This window comes from Lacunimicrobium album (assembly GCF_052161635.1).
In the GTDB taxonomy this organism is placed as follows: domain Bacteria; phylum Planctomycetota; class Planctomycetia; order Planctomycetales; family Planctomycetaceae; genus SXPC01.
Genome location: NZ_CP197413.1, coordinates 203,954 through 220,883 on the forward strand (window position 1 = coordinate 203,954; position 16,930 = coordinate 220,883).

Genomic DNA, 16,930 nt, shown 5'->3' on the forward strand with positions numbered 1-16,930 from the left:
ATCATTCATCTCATCAACAAGACGATCAGCAACTTTGCATACACATCGAATCTTGAGACACACCAAAGTCGTTAATCGAAAATGGAGTTCGTTATGAACTGGGATCAAGTCGAAGGCAACTGGAAACAGGTCAAGGGTGAAGCCAAAAAGCAATGGGGAAAGCTGACCGATGATGAGCTCACGCAAATCAACGGTAATCGCGAGAAACTCGCCGGCAAGATCCAGGAACGCTATGGCTATGCGAAGGAAAAGGTTGGTCAAGAAATTGACTCCTTCTGCAACGCATGTAACTCGAAGACCTAAGCCCAGTTGTCTTTGGACGAGACAAACGCTTCGGAAAACTGCCTCAGGCTTGGGTGACTGACACTCACCTGCTGAAGCACCGAGGCGACAAGACACAGGACTGGTATGAATTCAAACCTGACACCTGCATCATTTGGAATCAATCCAGGCAGGTCGTTCCACAACAACTGATCGTACTAGAGTGACGCTGTTTTTTAGCAATATCACGTCGTCCTGAAAAAAAAGCCCTGAGTAATTGCTCAGGGCTTTTTTTGTGGTCTCGGGTCAGCATGAAATAATCGTGTTGTGCGTATTCGATAGGGCGTTGGCAGTAGGGAGCACAGGGGACAGGGGATTGACATCCCCCGCTCGCCTAAGAGAGTTACTTCAGGCCGAGGATGGATTGGATTTTAGGCCAGACGTTGGTGCGGGTTTGCTCGTAGGCGCGAAAGTCGGCTTCGGTATTGGAGCGGGTGAACTGGGAGAGTTGCTGAGCTTCGAGTTGGAGAAGACCGAGGGTTTCGATAATTTCGCGTGTCGATTTCTTATCCTGGGCAGCGGCGAGTTTAGGTTCAATTTTTTCCAATTGAGTTTTGAGCGTGATGCAGATTTTATCGATCGATGCCATCATGCTTTGGACTTTATCAGCTTTGTAGGTCTGGCCGACGTAGCAGTCAGCGACGGAACCGATGGCGATGTAAGTCGAGTAAAGGTGAGCACCAGAAAAGGAGCCGAGAGTCTGGAAGACGTCGGCTTCGAGCGTGGTGATGGGTGGGGTTGCTTGCGTATTGGGCGTCGCCGGGAAGGTGTTCTGGGCGGTTGTTGTTGAGGTGATGAGCAGCCAGAGCGCTCCGCTGAAGGCGATTGCGGCGATGCTGCGGGAAAAAGTTGATGCGTTGAAGATGGTCGATGTGGGAACGTCCATGGATGTCAGCCTTACGTTAAGAGGTCGAGTTTGGGAAACCACCTGAGGGTGAGCCGTCGCATTGTCTTTGAGCGAGGCGAAGCTGCGTCTAACAGTTGTTTGAAGGATTGTCGCTTGTTGACAGATGCCTGCCAAGATGAATTGGTCTGCAGGCATTTATATAGACAGACACTTCAGACCGTCTGGAAAATCCTGCAACACAGGTCCCGGAATGAAAATTTCCATGGCGTCGGTCAAACGGATGGGATAACGTCCCGCCCCCTGCGCGACGGGTTTGAATTTGTCAAAGAGTTCTCATCCGTCAAACACGCCCTTGTCCCGTGGAGTTCGACTACACTAAAATTAATGGAATAGCCTGTGTCGAAGGAAAGTAAATTTCTTCGCCTCGGCTGTACCTGAGTCCGTCGAATGACGCAAGGAGCACCACCGCCCAGGATCGGGCGAACAACGAACAGGAACGGGTTCGGCCTCGACAATCGTCGTGGGCAATGAAGATGTGGCCCTTCCATGCGGAAAGCAGTAGAGTGACTTCAGGTAAGGCTTACTTAATTCCCGGACAAAGCGTCCGTCTCGCAGGCAGCGATGCCGTCGAATTGCGTCAGGATTCTGTCCCAGGGACGGATGGTGTGGCGTTCGCGCGTTTCGTGCCCGCTGTCAATGTCGCTGAAATTCTTTCTGCGATCGGACAGGAAGAGCTCGCCGGAGTTTTGCATCTGACGAGCAATCGCAGTGAACAGATTGCAGTCGGGCTGATCGATCAGGTCCTCTCGTCGCTGCCTCAGGGATTGTTCATCCTTGATGAGAAACTGACGATTCTGTGGCATACCGAGAATGTCCGGCAGATTGCGCCAGAAATCAGTGTCTTTCTGAACCGTCAATTCTACGAGATTTTTGGCGGAACCTACGAGATCATTGACGATGAATCCTGCCCGATTCATACCGTCATGGCCTCAGGCTGTTCGGCGTCGGCGACGCTGAAGATTTCCGACAAGCAGTATTATCGAGTTCAAGTTGTGCCGCTGCAGGAAGCGGGAGCAGGGATGAGTCGGTTCGCGCTCGCGATCGTCTCGGATCAGTCGCACGAAATTCTGCAGACTCAAAAACTGACAGCGATCTATCAGGCCGGTCTCGAACTTGGTGATCTGATTCCTGAAGAAATCACCGAGCTGACGGTCGAAGAACGTACGGAACTGCTCAAAGAGAAGATCCTGCATTACACGTTGGACCTGTTGAAGTTCGATACAGCGGAAGTTCGCTTGCTCAACAAGAGCACCCAGGAACTGATGCCTCTACTCTCCTATGGCATGGGACCTGATGCCGTCGGTCGGACGCTTTACGCGAATGCAGCGAGCAACGGTGTGACAGGATATGTCGCAGCAAGTGGCAAGAGTTATCTCTGCGATGACACCGAAGCGGATCCGTTGTATCTGCCGGGCGCGCCAGGCGCGAGAAGTTCGCTGACCGTGCCTCTGATTCTCCATGATAAAGTTCTGGGGACGTTCAACGTCGAAAGCCCGACGCCCGGGTTCTTCTCGGAAGACGACCTGCAGTTCCTGGAGCTATTCGGACGCGAAGTCGCGATCGCACTGAACACACTCGACCTGCTTGTGGCAGAAAAAGCGACAACGGCCAGCGAAAGTACCAGCCTGATCCTGCGGGAAGTTGCAGGCCCGGTTGATGAGATTCTCAACGACGCCGCCTGGATTCTCGAGCGTTATATTGGACACGAGCCTAATGTCGCCGAGCGTCTGCAGCGAATCCTGATGCACACCAGAGAGATTCGTCAGCAGATTCACAAGGTCGGCGAGACGCTGGCGCCCCGGCTTGGTAACCCGGCTGCGGGAGCACGAGGCGATCGTCCATTACTCAAAGGCAAGCGGATTCTGGTTGTTGATAATGACGAGATGGTTCGCAAAGCAGCACACGATCTGCTGGGACGTTATGGCTGCGAGGTCGAGACGGCTCACAATGGTGATGAAGCCTTACTGATGTGTCGTCGGTTCTCTTACGACACAGTGATCGCCGATATCCGACTTCCAGATATGACAGGCTTTGACGTCTTCAAGACGATCAAAGAGAAGACACCCGAACTCTCAGTCATCCTGATGACAGGTTTCGGCTATGACCCGACACACTCGATCGTCAAAGCCAGGCAAATGGGCCTGAGATCAGTGCTCTACAAGCCGTTTCGGCTGGACCAACTGTTGAATGAAGTCGAGGCGGGGTTAAAAGAACCGCCGCCTGCTCCTGTTGCCAATTAAGCTTCTCGCGGTGAAATGCTCATCGTCTGCTCTCACGAAATCGTGAGCTTGCGACAAACGATGACTGGAGGCAGTAAAAGATCCTGACCCCAGCCTGGCCGTGATGACTTAGCGGAATCGAGTGACGGCGCGAGCACCACCAAACGGGCCGTAATGGACGCGGGTCACAGCGGTACGCGGGGCGACGTAATAAGCAGCCGGGACGACGTAAGGTTGTGGAACGATGACAGGAACGGGCTCGACCGGCATGATGACCGGCGTTGCATAAACGGGAGCGGGTGCGTAGTAGGTTGCTACGACCGGAGCAGACAGGCCCACAGGAACAGGTGCTGCGAAGACAGGAGCCGCGTACGGGCTGTATCCATAAGGCGAATATAAGTAGCCGCCAGCTTTGACTTCACTGCTTCCCATTCCCAACGATACGCCGATTGCACAGACGGCAACACTCAACAAAGGACGCCACATCTCAGATCTCCTTCTCGCTGCCCCTCCTGGCGAATTTTGCTTCCGGTAAACTGAGCCCCTCCTGGATGGCTGCAGTCATCCCCAAACGATCGGGATTACCTAGTTTAACTCATCGTGAGCCGAGGAAGCAATCAGCGAGAAAGAAATCATGCGAATGTGTCCCGAGAGTTTGTCGCCCCGGGACGTCCTCATTCCCGGGGCAACGATTCCAAAGCATGACGCAGGTGGCGTCGAGATTGGGCGGCTGATACCGATCTCCGTGAGATCAATAGAACGCCGCCGGGTGAACGAAATCGGTGCATGTACGAGTGGGGTCAGCAAGAAGGCCTGACCCCAGTCATCCCCCTCATTGGAGGCTGATGATCGGGTTGGAGGTCCTCAGAGTTCCCTCATCCGACCTCGACTGTGTTGAATTGCGAGCCAAAGGTTCGACTCGGCCACCTTCTCCCCGAGGGAGAAGGACCAGATTAGGAAAGGATCCAATCTTAGAACTCAACGTCAACGACTCGGCCCGGAACGAGGCGAACGAACTTGACGGTTTCGATGCCTTCGGGATTGGTCGAGACGACTTTGTAGATGTGAGGAAGGCCAGGGTAGAGGGTTTTTGTTTCGAAGACCCAGAGGTTGGCGTTCTTGACGTCGTGGTAGCCTTTGACTTCGTCCTGTTCGCGGAACGGGTGGATGTCGAAGACGCGGACGGTGCTGGCGGGGTCGGTGTAGATGTCGACCATCGCAACTCGGGGTGGCTTATTGGCCGGGATCATGCGAGTCGTGCGGAAGTACTGAAAGCCATTCGACGATGGTGGCGTGACATAAGGCATCGCGGCGGCCGGCTGTGGCGGGAACATGCCAGGTTGTGGGACGACGATGTTGGGGTCAACGCCCTGCACCTGATCGTAACTTTGCATCGGGACAGGTCGCATGCCGAAGAAACTGGTCGGCCCCATCGGATTGATCGGTCGCATGGTGGCCATTGGTCTCATTTGACCAGTCGCGAAGGGTCCCATCGGGCCAGGTGTCATCGGGACGGTTGACATGGGAGCAGCAGACATCGGCACGGGAGCCATGGAATCAGTCCCTGCTGCACGATTGCAGGGGCACTCTGCTTGAACCTGGGAAGCAGCCAGGCCAAGTCCGCAAAGAGACGTGAAGATCGTGCGTTGGAGGGAGGTCACAGAGAGGCTCATTGCAAGAGACCTTTCGAGTGGTCGGTTTCGGAGAGGTGATGAGAACACACAAACCTACCACGTACAGAAAACGAGGTCGGGCAAAGAGGCCAAAGTCGACCGAAATAGTTTGTTCGAAAGGGCAGGGCAGACTCAGGGTTTGACTGGTCGATACAGATTCTCATCAACCTGACGGGTTGAACCTCGAAGAGGGGATTGACAGCTCATGCGCATCAGAGTGATAATGACGAATCGCGGTGGGGCGACGCGTTAAGGAGATTTTACCGGCGAATTTCCGGGGTTAGCGAACGTAGAGTCAGGTGATGGCGATGCAAAAAACTTGGGTCATGCGCGGTTGGTTGGCGCTGGGAAGCGCTCTGCTCTGTTTCTGGATCACAGGTACGCTCCCTGCCCGCGCCGATGAAGCGACAGACGAACAAACAGCTGTCGAAGAAAAGACGATCAACGAACTGACGGCTGATGGCATTGTCGACGAAAAGCGTTTGACCGATGTCCTGAAGCGTTACCGCGAGATTCGAGAAGAGCTCGCGCGGATTGATGCTGAGAAATATCCTTTCGTCGAGCAGTCGAAGGGAGTCCAGCTGGTCTTTGAATCTCCCGGGTTCGTCACAGCTTACCTGGGTGGCGACCAGAAACAGATTCGCGTTTTCGCAGTGCGGATGATTCTGGTCAATCCGACCAATGACGCGATGACATTGAATGGTCGCGCAGTGGAACTGGACGAAGATGGCAAGACACATGCCTACAAACCCCTCAATCCGCAATTGACGAATTATTCGGTCAATGTCGGAGATAGCTATCCGAGTTTGAAGGCGCTCGAAGTCGCCGAGAAGGTAACCGTGCCCGCAAAAGGGCTCGCCGCGACGTGGCTGGTCTTTCAGGATCTCGATGAAGGCAATCATGTCCCGGAACTGTCTGTAAAGGTGCCGATGGGTAAGGAGACTCAAACAGTCAACCTGAATGATTTCTTCCATGCGATGCTGAAGGTTCGTCTGGAAAAAATTGGTCCCAAAGACTGCCTGGCGCTCATGACCATTCATGGAGAAGCAACGAGCGTAGGGCTATCGGCGCTGGTCGATACCGTTGACGAGATGTCGGCTCACGGACTTTCCCGATTGGTGATTGAATGGGCATCGGATTCGGTTCCCATTGACCAGTCGATTCGCAACACGTTTTTGCAGTCCATCGCGCAGCACGGGAAGCAGGAGTACGGAGACGAGGGTCGATTCCTCGGCCTCCCCGAAGCGATCACGGAACTGGCAGTCATTGTTCCCGATGATAAAAGCTTCGAAGCGATCAGTTATTCAAATGACGGGACGGCACGCTTCTTCCGTTGGGCCAGCGAGGCGTCCACGCAGGTCCTCGCGAGTGCGTATGAGTTGACCAACGATGATGACCTCATTGACGAGATTCGCGATGGGCATCCGTATTCCAAGATGGCTGGTATGCGACTGGCAGGGACACGACTGGCTGTTCAGCAACTGCCGATGCTGCTGGAATATGCCAGTCACAAGGATGCGAAGTTTCGCAGCGCAGCCTATGTCGCGCTCAGCTATATCGATCATCCCTTGGCTCAGGAGACATTGCTAAAAGCGGCTCGCGCGTCAGATGATTCATCAACCGCCGAGGAGGCGATTCGCTGCCTGCTGATGTCGCCTTATGTTCGCATGCAGGATCAGGTACTCGCCCTGTTGAAAGAAGAAAATCTCGACGTCCGCCAGCGGGCGATGAAAACGATTTCTGCCCATCCACAGAATCGATGGCGCGATCAGATCGAGCAACTGCTGGTGAGTCCTTCGGTCGAGGTGCGGATTCAGGCCCTCAAGGCGCTCGCACAGATCGGTCATCCAGAACTGCAGCGGATTCTGCTCGATCACCTGAAACACGAGGATGCAAAGATCCGACGCGAGGCGTTCGTGCAACTCTCTTCGATCAATGACCCGAAACTGGAGCGTGTCCTGACGTCTTATTGTCTGGCGAATATCGAAAGCAATTCCAGCGATTCTCAACTGCTGTCCTACCTGACGGCTCACAAGCCCCATGCAGCGATTGGGCCGTTGAAGAAACTGTACCAGAAGAGCAGCGAGAACCGGGCTCCGCTGATTTCTGCCCTCATTTCACTGGGTGATTATGACACCTTCGACATGCTGATCGAGGGATATGACAAACTGAAGAACAACGAAGAGCGGGATGCTCTGCTGACCATCGGCGTTGTTTCGACCAGCCATTATCAGCGTCTGGTGCGGATGATGCTCGAGCGTTATCAGCCGGATGCGGACATCAGTCTGGGGCATCTGCTGAGTGAGATTCATTACTATGCCGACGGCGAGACGCTGGAAACGCTTATCTCCTTTGTTGGAAAATGGGAGCGAAATCCCAAGTCTCAAGAGGGACAGTTGGCTGCATTCATGTCGCAGGCAATCAATGCGATCAGCCAGCTGTCGAATACCCGGTCGCGTGTCTATCTGGCAGATCTGGTGTTGAAAACAGATAACAAGCTACTCAGAGATCAGGCTCTGACCGCGATCAATAACTCGTTCCAGAATAACCCGGGCTATAATATCTCACATGAAACCGAGCAGTATCTGCGCGACAAGAACTTCACCAAGGCGCTGAAGATTGCCAACCTGGCGATCGATCATGATGACGAATCGCCGCATGCGTATTCGGTACGAGGTGATTGCTATTATCATCAGGCCGAGATTGAAAAAGCGATCGTCGATTATTCACGAGCCTTAGCGCTCAATCCCGCCATGAACGATGTCTTTCTCAAACGCAGTGACTGCTATCTGATTCAAAACAACATTCCAGCTGCCGAAGCGGATCTGAAGCAGGCAGGTCGTTTGCGGGAGAATCGAGTCGATGTGAACGAGGCGCTCGGACAGCTTTACCGACGTACCGGACAGCTGGATCAGGCGATGATTTCGCTCAAAAAAGCTGCGGAGAAGGGGCCAAAAACGAGTCGCGGGGTGACGGCTCAAGCCACGATTCTCATGTATGAAAATGGTCCGATCGCGGCGATCGATTTTCTCAAAGAGAATCAGGAATCGCATCAGGCGAGCCTCTCCTTTCAGTACACCTCTGCGGCGCTCTATGCGATTGCCTCAAAGTCTGTCGAGAAAGATGACGATCAGGAAAATAACAATCTGATTGAAGAGTATCGTGCCGCGTCGCTGCAGCTCCTCAAGAAACTGGACAGCAGCGGATCCTGCAAAGTGAAGCTGATGTCGGGTGACCCGGCATTCGGCGGGCTGGATCAGGTAGAGGGATTTAAATCGCTGTTTGAAAAGCACGGGAAAAGCAAGGTCGCAGCGGATGCCGTCGGTGCGATTTCGCCCGTGAAGTCGTCGTCCTACTCGGCTTCGATTGAGGTCGGAAAAAAGGGCGTCATCTCGGCGCTGCACGAAGTGGAGACGCCAGCGAAAGATCCGCAGTTAGTCAGTGGCGGGGAAGTGCTACTGCTGGCACCGCCCAAGTAAGACGGTGCAAGAGAATCAAAGTGGATTCTGGCCGCAGCTCGCGAGTCTGCCTCCAACGTCCGAAAACTCAATATGCGGGGCGGGCTCCCGGTTGCCTGTCGAATCGCAGGCAACTTTCTCTCATGCTTTGCTGAAACCTTCAAGCCGTCCGAGACTACGCGTTGAACGTCTTCCTCTCCACACTCAAAGCAGAATTCCTCGACCTCGTCTTCCCGGTCGATTGTCTGCTTTGTCGCGAGCAGCCGGCATTGCATTCACACACGCCCGTCTGCGGAACGTGTTTGACGCAACTGACACCCACAGGTTCATTCGACACCTGTCTGCGTTGTGCTGCGACTGTGGGGCCCTATACCGCAGACGAAACCGGTTGCCCGCTCTGTCGCGGGGTGACGTATGACTTTGAAGAAGTGGTCACGCTGGGACGTTACCAGGGCCTTTTAGCTCAGACCTGCGTGAATGCAAAAAAGCCACGCCATCATGCGCTTGCCCGTCTGTTAACACGAATGCTCTTCGAAAAGCATCGTCAGCGACTGCGTGACTGGAGTGCAGACGTCATCATTCCGGTCCCCAACTACTGGTGGAAACGACTGCGCCGAGAAAACTCTGCTCCCATCTGGATCGCCCACGAACTCGGCCAGCTTTTAAAGACACCCGTCCGGCGTCGTGTCGTCATCCAGCACAAACCGTCCCAAGACCAGCACAATATCAAGGACGTCTTGCAACGACGTCGCAACGTCCGTCACGTCTACAAAGCATTCCCCTCAAAACACATTCAGGATCGAACGGTTCTAATTGTCGATGACATTATGACATCTGGCGAAACTCTGCATCACGTCGCGAAACTGCTCAAAGCTAGCGGAGCCCGCACCGTTTACGCCGTCGCGATCGCGCGAGGGCAAGGGAAGACATAGGAATGCCTGTCCCAGTCGCAATGCTTTTGACTACTTCGTGCCTTTGAGACATGGTGGTTAAACATTCCCCGCCAACCGCTCGGCATTCAACTCCAGAAACTTCTCTTTCCAGTAGTACGAATCCAACATCCCGTCGACATTCCGTCCCAGGCCGACATACGCCGCGTAAATAGCTTCAACCGTCGCCAGTCCTCCCTGTGGGTCTGCATAGACTTTTGAGACGCGCGGATAGGCAGTCACCCAATTCGGCAGGCTGCGGATGGGGAGTTCCTGGTACTGCTGTTCCATTTTCTCTGCCCAGCGCCACGTGCCGTCGAGAACGACCAGCCCCTTCGTTGCATCTTCTGGACTGATCAGCTCGCCGCCGATTCCCAGACGGACATACCCCGTCAGCTGCTCAGGCTGTTTATGGGGGTAAGTCCAGAACGTGAATCCTTCTTTGCCACGCAAAGGCTCGACGGAGCATTTACTACGGCGTTCGTTGGGATGCACGACGATGATCGTCTCGGGAAACAACGTGAAACCCTCCTGCAGGATCGGGATTGAGTTGAACCATTCCATGGAAAATGACGTATGACCAAGGCAATGGGCGCGAATCGGGATTTTTTCGTCGAAGTCGGTTCGTGTCACTCAGTCGGACGACGTATAATTGTGAGAACGAATATCACAACACATCCACGGGAGCCCGATAGCGACGCCCCATGATTGATTCTTCTCCGCCTAAACGCAAACGACCACGCCCAAAATCGGCCCCTGAGGTGACGGTCGAGGTGAATGCGTACGACATTCGCTGCCAGTGCGGAGAGAAATTGACGGGTGCACGAGCCGCTGAGACTCGCCTACTCCCTTGCCCTGCCTGTGAGCGTCTGCACTACGTTCTTCCGACGAATCCGTATCCGGAACCTCGGAAGATCAAGCCAAAGAAGAAACGCAAAGCCGGGAAACCCGCCGCCTCCGTTCTCGCGATGGTCAAAGGAGGACTTTCCGTCGCCGCGAGCGCCCTCGGGACAAGAGCCGGGAAAGCAGCAACGGGGGCAAAAAACAAAGCCATCTCGACTGCGACTTGGACTCGTCGACAGATCACGCCGCTGCGAGTCATCTCGGCATCGATTCTGCTCGTCCTGGCATTAACGCTGTGGTACGGCGTCAGTGCTCGTAATTATTCGCAGGCACAGGTTCTCTTCTCAGACGCTTGGGCCAACGCGCAGGAGAAACTGCAGGCCCGCGATATGAAGGCGGCCGATGAGCAGTTGCAACTGGCGGTCAAGGCGCTCAATACACTCCGCCCTGGAGATGCGTTGGAACATCAGGTTCGCCAACTCGGCAGAGAATTGTTCACGCTCAATCACCTCTCCAGCTACGACATGTTTGATATCGCCACCGATGCACAAAGCTACGCCGATAACCATACCCTCGGCTTATGGCCAACTCGCTTTACGACGCTTTATCAGGGAAGCTGGATGATCTTCGATCTGAGGATCAAACAGGCAGAAGGCGGGACAGGCGCTGGTCCTCATTTTGTGTTTGGTCAGGATCTCATGATCGAATCGACGCCGATTGTGATTCAGGCCGATTTGCCCTGCTTGAAAGACCTCGAAGTGGGCGAAACTTATGAGCGCGTGATCATTGCTGCTCAGTTGGATGACTGGAAATTTGAAAATGCAGGAGGAGATCGCTGGATGATCTCATTGAAACCAGACACAGCCTTCCTGTGGTGCCACCCGGAAACGCTATCGATGGTTGCCTCCGCACGTCAGCCGTGGGATAGCGAGGATGAGCTCAGAAAGCTGTTCGAGCGACAATCAAAAGCCTCCCATGTCGAGCAGGCAACCTCGCTGTTGACCGCGCAGGCGAAGAATTAACGAGGACAAGATCGTGAACAGGCTCATCATCGTTGCGGTTTGTCAGTTTCTGTCTCTGGTCGTCCTGGGTCATGTGAGCAGCACTTCTGTGTTTGCGCAACAGCGCGCCGAAGCGATGTTTGTTGAGGAGTTCGTCAAAGCGGAAAGCGAATACCCCTCGATGGTCGACAAGGAGATGTCGATCGAAGGTCGTCTCTCGTTTGTGGCAAAGGATGTCTTGAGATTCCTGAAGTCTGATATCGAATTCCATATTCCTCGGGATTCAAATCCACCGCAGAAATCTGGCCGGCTGGAAGTGACCGGCGAGCTTCGCCGACGTAACGGGAAGACGTACTTTGAAATTCGACACATGCGGGGGTTGCCGACAGAATCCGAATCGATCGATGGTCGACTTAAGCTGCCGAATGTCAAAGTTCAAGACTATTACGATCTCGCGAAATGGGCTCAAAAACGAGCGGACTATTACGGCGATACCGACCTGGCGGCCAAAGCGAACGATGTCCGCCTGCAGGGCTTGAATCTCGCTCGAAAAGACCTTCCCAAAGATGATGGCTTCGCGCTACTCGATGTCGCAGCGATGGCGGGACAACAGGGTTTGTCGACGGAAACACTTGCACCGATCAATCATGAAGGCTTGCGTCTGGCATTTTCCCAACGCGATCCAAAATCATTCGATTTTGAATCGTTCATCAAGATGGTCACAGACAAATTGCCCGGTGCCGGTACGTCTGCACCGTCCAATCTCCTGCTCGCCAATCAGTATCGCAGCAAACCGCTGGCGACTTATGAGACTGCTCCACCATTATCACGCCGGTTTCTCGAGCGAGTTTTTTATCAGGACGTCGTCCAGGCAGGCTTGAAAGATCAACTGCGAGAAGACGGTGCAAACGGCAAAGAGCTTGCCGAGAAGCTCAACGTGTTGCTGCCAGATTCGCCAGAACTGTCGACGCCGTTTATGGAGAAGTACTTGGCTTATCGCTTCCAGGCCCTCAAGACAGCGAACCGTCAGCAGGCGCTTGAACTGGCAGATACCTACCGTAAGCAAGGCGATATGAAGACTTACGAAGATGTCCTCAACACCTGGCTGGATTATCGCAAAGGACGTCTGAATATGGACAGCGTGGCTGACAGTGTGTCTTTGGCGGATGACTATCTGACACTGGTGAAGAATACAGCGAAAGCCTCCGAGATTCTGGATGCCCTCAATCGAAAACATCCCAATGTCGAAGAGATTGAAATCCGACTCGCGCGACTGGGGTACACCAAAGTCGAAGGCAAATGGCTGACTCCGGGCCAGTTTGCCGCGTTGCCGAAAGATCCTGTGATGGAGGCGATGAGGCAGGGTGTTGTTTCCGAGGGAATGACGCCGGAACAAGTTTACAAGACCTTGGGAAAACCAACATCATCCACACGCGCCCTGAGTGCATCGGGGTACGCCGAGTCCTGGACTTATGACGATGCGAAGCTGACGATCCGCTTCAAGACCCGGACAGGACAATCGCCGATTGTGGAGAAGGTGACGTCGAGGAAGTAAAAAAATGAGAATTGATTCTCCTGACATCGGAACATCATTGATGGTCTTATTCTGGCGAAGGTACGATATTAAAAAGGTGATTCTGATGTTTTTTCCTGGGAAAACGAATGCTGTTCGAGTTTATAATTCCTCGAAGACCTGTGTCATTGCAGACAAGGAATCGTAACAACTTGCAAATTTGGAAGCAGTTTGTTCTGTCGGAAGCACAACGCAGTTGGTCAGGACCAACAGTCACAAACGATCCAGTTCAGGTAACTTTAGTTTATCTTTGTGACCAAAATCCGGTTGATATCGATAATATCATCAAGCCCATTCAAGATGCACTCGTGAATCTTGTTTACAGCGATGATATTCTTGTAAGTGACGTCGATTCACACCGTCGACCTTACAGCGGGATAGTTGACATTACAGAGTTGCCGCCAATTCTTATTCAAGCGTTTCATGCACAGTCGGAATGTGTCTACGTACGAATTCGCACTCCACCTAAGCCACTGGAAACTTACCTATGATTCACGGCAGTCCAATGAGTAACCTTGAAGCAGAAGTGGCAGAGCGATATGCCAAGGATGGCTTTAAAGTCATATTAAATCCAGCAAAGGACGAGCTTCCATTCGATCTTGGCCCTTATACGCCTGATTTGATTGCTGTAAAGTCGCCAGACAAGAACTATATTATTGAGATTCGAAACTCGAAAAGTCCTTTTCCAGTTGATCGAATGGAGGAAATCGCAAATCGTGTCAAGAAGAACTCAGGATGGAGATTTTTAGTAGTAACTGAAAAAGACGAGGTGGGAACTTCTGAGCAGAAGGAATTATTCAATCTGTCAGAAATTCGTCGTTTTTTTGAAACAGCAAACGACCTTCAAGAGAAGTCAGAGACCGAAGAGGCTTTTATCGTCTATTGGATAGGAGTCGAAGGGTTGCTAAGACGAATTGCTATTGAAGCTGGAATACCAATTGAGCGACTTCCAACGCGATCGCTTGTGGATCATCTTTATTCAAAAGGTGAACTTACGTTTGAACAATATGACCAACTTCGCAGTTTATTCCTAACAAGAAATGCGATTGTGCATGGAGTCAAAGCTGTGGATATCGAATTAAAAACAAGAGATCTTAAAGCGACGTACTCTTCTATTCTTGCAAATCAAATGCTTGCAGGTGAGTTCAGGTGATAAGAAAAAAATGACCAGCAAATAAAGAATAACTTTGACCTGCTGGTCATTAATGCTTACAGCATCCCTGAAGACCGGACGTTGATCCCCTTGAGGACCATCTTGAGCTCTTCCGGGTTGGGCGAAATTTCCAACGCGTCGGCCCGGCTGATGATTTCCTTGTCGATGAAGTGTTTCAGCGAGTCGTTGAACTGCTGCATCCCTTCTTCTTTCCCGATACGAATCGCAGCTGAGAGTTTGCCGTCTTCCCCTTCGATCAACAGTTTACGGACGGTCGGGTTGAAAAGCATGATCTCGATGATCGGGACCCGGCTCGGCTCTTCTACGATCGTCTTGAGCAGCTTCTGACCGACGATGGCTTTCATGTTGAAGGCCATTGAGGAACGCAGAGCGCTGTGCATGTCCTGCGGGAACAGGTCGAGAATACGACCGATTGTCGAGGGTGCAGACGAAGCGTGGATCGTTCCGTAAACCAAGTGCCCCGTTTCCGCGGCGTGCATGGCGGTTTCGAACGTCTCCATATCCCGCATTTCCCCCACCAGCATGATGTCCGGGTCCTGACGCACGGCATGCTTCATCGCGATCTTGAAGTCCTTCACATCCCCCCCGACTTCGCGCTGATTGATCAGGCATTTGTCGGGTGTGTAAATAAATTCGATCGGGTCTTCGATCGTCAGGATGTGTTTGCGGTACTGGTGGTTGATCCAGTCAAGCATGGAGGCAATCGTGGTTGACTTACCAGAACCGGTCACCCCGGCCAGCAGCACCATCCCCTGATCGTACTTGCAAAGCTCTTCCATGACAGCTGGCAGGTTCAGTTTCTCAAACGGCGGAATGAATCGCTCGATTTTACGAGTGACCATTCCAGGATTCCCCAACTGGATGAACAAGTTGACCCGGAAACGCCAGGTCTGCCCATCTGCTTCGACGACGTAGGCAAAGTCGCAGCCGCCGTTTTCCTGGAAGATGCGCTTGTTCCGTTCGTCCATCATTGGCTCGAACAGTTGGTACATCTTCTCTTTGCCGATTGGCTCCATCTGGGTTTCGCGAATCGAACCCTTAATGCGAAACATCGGAGGCTTGCCGCACTGAAGGTGAAGGTCGGAGCCTTTGAGCTTGATCATCGCGCGAAAGATCGAGTCGATTTCATTATCGGGACGCCCCAGGACCGGATTGATAGGACGAGCCGTTGCGGAAATTCTCGAAGCGGCAGCGGCGGCAAATGGATCGGGCATCATTGGAGCGCTAGGAGCAGTAGGTGCAGCGTGTGAACTCATGCGTTCTCCCTGAGAAATCAGAATGCAGAAATGCGACAGTTTTATTGTGTGGCCCGCGTCTCCCGAAGTCAATCTGCGCTCGGGAATTGCGCGAACCTTCGCTGAAGGCGAATGGGATAATCCGTATATCGGACGCGGATGTGGTCCTCGGGAACCGATTGAGACCTGTTCTTCGAGATTTTATCGACGTCGCGATCGTCTGGTAATGAATGGAACAGTTCAGTCTGCTCGCCCAAATTTACCCAAATATTGTGATAGCAACTCGAATTCCCAGAGTTTAATCAATGAAACGATGCTGATGGGTTGACTCGATTGGATGGCAGTGTCACGATAAACTTCGAGAAAGCATCTCAGGGCTCTTTTTGAAATGTTTCGGAGGCTTCACCATGCGTTCGCTCGCGTTTACGATCAGTTTTGCGTTGGTAATGATGGCTGGACAGGTTTTCGCACAGGTCCAGGATTTTGATTCGATTCAGCTTTATACGCTGAAAAACAAGGCTGGAATGACAGTGAAGGTCACCAATTACGGTGCCATCATTACCTCGATCCAGGTGCCCGATAAGGCTGGCAAACTCGGCGATGTCGTGCTCGGTTACGATTCGGTCGAAGGGTACATGAATGCGGTTGACAAACCTTACTTCGGCGCCGTCGTCGGTCGCTACGGAAATCGCATCGCCAAGGGGAAATTCGAACTTGATGGCCAGACTTACACGCTGCCCGTCAACAACGGCCCGAATAGCCTCCACGGCGGGATCATCGGCTTCGACAAAGTTGTCTGGAAAGCAGATTACCGACAAGACAAAAACGAAATCGAGCTGACCTACCTCGCCAAAGACAAAGAAGAAGGCTATCCGGGTAACCTCAAGGTCAGCGTCACCTATCAGCTCAAAGACGACAACGAACTCCTCATCACCTACAAAGCCACGACCGACAAGGCAACTCCGGTCAACATCACTCAGCACACTTACTTCAACCTCAAAGGTGAAGGCTCTGGGGACATCCTTGGTCACGAGCTGATGCTCAACGCTGACAAGTACACTCCTGTCGACGAGACGTTGATCCCGACAGGCGAACTCCCTGCTGTCAAAGGAACGCCTTTTGATTTCACCAAAGCCAAGGCCATCGGCAAAGAGATCGGTGAAAAGAACGAGCAGCTGACCTTCGGCGGTGGTTATGACCACAACTGGGTGTTGAACCGAACAGAAGCGGACAAAGGCAAGATGATTCTGGCCGCGAAAGTTGTCGAGCCGACGACTGGTCGCGTTCTGGAAGTCCGCACGACCGAGCCCGGCGTGCAGTTTTATTGCGGTAACTTCCTGGATGGTCGCCTGACGGGCAAATCTGGCAAGTCGTACGTGCACCGCGGCGGCTTCTGTCTGGAAACTCAACACTATCCAGACAGCCCGAACCAGAAGAATTTCCCATCAACGATTCTCAAGCCAGGACAAGAGTATCACACTCAGACCTCCTTCCGCTTCGGCGTTGAAAAGTAAGCCAGCCTGAGATTGGTCGTAGGGTGCTGATGAGGCTTTGCGAACCGCACCAAATGCGGTTTCGACCGTTGATCAGCGATTGT

14 protein-coding genes are annotated in these 16,930 nt (G+C 53.0%); 9 read left to right on the top strand and 5 right to left on the bottom strand.

Annotated features, from left to right (window positions below):
- The first annotated feature begins 93 nt into the window (after window positions 1-93).
- Window positions 94-303 (top strand): CsbD family protein, encoded by a 210-nt coding sequence (locus tag SH248x_RS00805; RefSeq protein WP_459556609.1) that lies wholly within the window; start codon window positions 94-96, stop codon window positions 301-303.
- A gap of 361 nt (window positions 304-664) precedes the next feature.
- On the opposite strand, the gene SH248x_RS00810 is transcribed toward SH248x_RS00805, so the two are convergent.
- Window positions 665-1,207, bottom strand: coding sequence for a hypothetical protein (locus tag SH248x_RS00810; protein WP_459556610.1), 543 nt, complete (start codon window positions 1,205-1,207; stop codon window positions 665-667).
- A 488-nt stretch (window positions 1,208-1,695) separates the two neighbouring features.
- Between SH248x_RS00810 and SH248x_RS00815 the strand changes: the two genes are divergently transcribed.
- Window positions 1,696-3,468 carry a response regulator gene (locus tag SH248x_RS00815; RefSeq protein WP_459556611.1) on the top strand — a complete coding sequence of 591 codons (1,773 nt, stop codon included), beginning with the start codon at window positions 1,696-1,698 and terminating at the stop codon, window positions 3,466-3,468.
- 108 nt (window positions 3,469-3,576) lie between these two features.
- On the opposite strand, the gene SH248x_RS00820 is transcribed toward SH248x_RS00815, so the two are convergent.
- Both SH248x_RS00820 and SH248x_RS00825 read right to left on the bottom strand, forming a co-directional pair.
- Entirely contained in the window at window positions 3,577-3,933 is a 357-nt protein-coding gene (locus tag SH248x_RS00820; protein ID WP_459556612.1) for a hypothetical protein, read from the bottom strand.
- Between the two features lie 485 nt (window positions 3,934-4,418).
- On the bottom strand, window positions 4,419-5,120 hold the full coding sequence (locus tag SH248x_RS00825) for a hypothetical protein (RefSeq protein ID WP_459556613.1): 702 nt from the start codon (window positions 5,118-5,120) through the stop codon (window positions 4,419-4,421).
- 308 nt (window positions 5,121-5,428) lie between these two features.
- Here SH248x_RS00825 and SH248x_RS00830 point away from each other — a divergent pair, with 308 nt between their 5' ends.
- On the top strand, window positions 5,429-8,599 hold the full coding sequence (locus SH248x_RS00830) for a HEAT repeat domain-containing protein (RefSeq protein ID WP_459556614.1): 3,171 nt from the start codon (window positions 5,429-5,431) through the stop codon (window positions 8,597-8,599).
- A gap of 161 nt (window positions 8,600-8,760) precedes the next feature.
- Window positions 8,761-9,510 (top strand): ComF family protein, encoded by a 750-nt coding sequence (locus tag SH248x_RS00835; protein WP_459556615.1) that lies wholly within the window; start codon window positions 8,761-8,763, stop codon window positions 9,508-9,510.
- Between the two features lie 57 nt (window positions 9,511-9,567).
- Here SH248x_RS00835 and SH248x_RS00840 read toward each other — a convergent pair whose 3' ends face one another.
- Complete coding sequence (locus SH248x_RS00840; RefSeq protein ID WP_459556616.1) at window positions 9,568-10,071, bottom strand: ribosome biogenesis domain-containing protein; 504 nt, start codon at window positions 10,069-10,071, stop codon at window positions 9,568-9,570.
- A 140-nt stretch (window positions 10,072-10,211) separates the two neighbouring features.
- Between SH248x_RS00840 and SH248x_RS00845 the strand changes: the two genes are divergently transcribed.
- From SH248x_RS00845 to SH248x_RS00860, 4 genes are all read left to right on the top strand, one after another.
- Window positions 10,212-11,372 (top strand): hypothetical protein, encoded by a 1,161-nt coding sequence (locus SH248x_RS00845; RefSeq protein ID WP_459556617.1) that lies wholly within the window; start codon window positions 10,212-10,214, stop codon window positions 11,370-11,372.
- A gap of 13 nt (window positions 11,373-11,385) precedes the next feature.
- Window positions 11,386-12,906, top strand: a complete 1,521-nt coding sequence (locus tag SH248x_RS00850; protein WP_459556618.1) for a hypothetical protein — start codon at window positions 11,386-11,388, stop codon at window positions 12,904-12,906.
- Between the two features lie 107 nt (window positions 12,907-13,013).
- Complete coding sequence (locus tag SH248x_RS00855; protein ID WP_459556619.1) at window positions 13,014-13,415, top strand: RusA family crossover junction endodeoxyribonuclease; 402 nt, start codon at window positions 13,014-13,016, stop codon at window positions 13,413-13,415.
- Window positions 13,412-14,077, top strand: coding sequence for a hypothetical protein (locus SH248x_RS00860; protein WP_459556620.1), 666 nt, complete (start codon window positions 13,412-13,414; stop codon window positions 14,075-14,077). The genes SH248x_RS00855 and SH248x_RS00860 overlap by 4 nt, the downstream gene beginning before the upstream one ends.
- 56 nt (window positions 14,078-14,133) lie before the next feature.
- Here the strand turns inward: SH248x_RS00860 and SH248x_RS00865 are convergent, their stop codons facing one another.
- Window positions 14,134-15,354 (bottom strand): type IV pilus twitching motility protein PilT, encoded by a 1,221-nt coding sequence (locus tag SH248x_RS00865; RefSeq protein ID WP_459556621.1) that lies wholly within the window; start codon window positions 15,352-15,354, stop codon window positions 14,134-14,136.
- 425 nt (window positions 15,355-15,779) lie between these two features.
- Between SH248x_RS00865 and SH248x_RS00870 the strand changes: the two genes are divergently transcribed.
- Window positions 15,780-16,847, top strand: coding sequence for an aldose epimerase family protein (locus tag SH248x_RS00870; RefSeq protein ID WP_459558559.1), 1,068 nt, complete (start codon window positions 15,780-15,782; stop codon window positions 16,845-16,847).
- The last annotated feature ends 83 nt before the right edge of the window (window positions 16,848-16,930 follow it).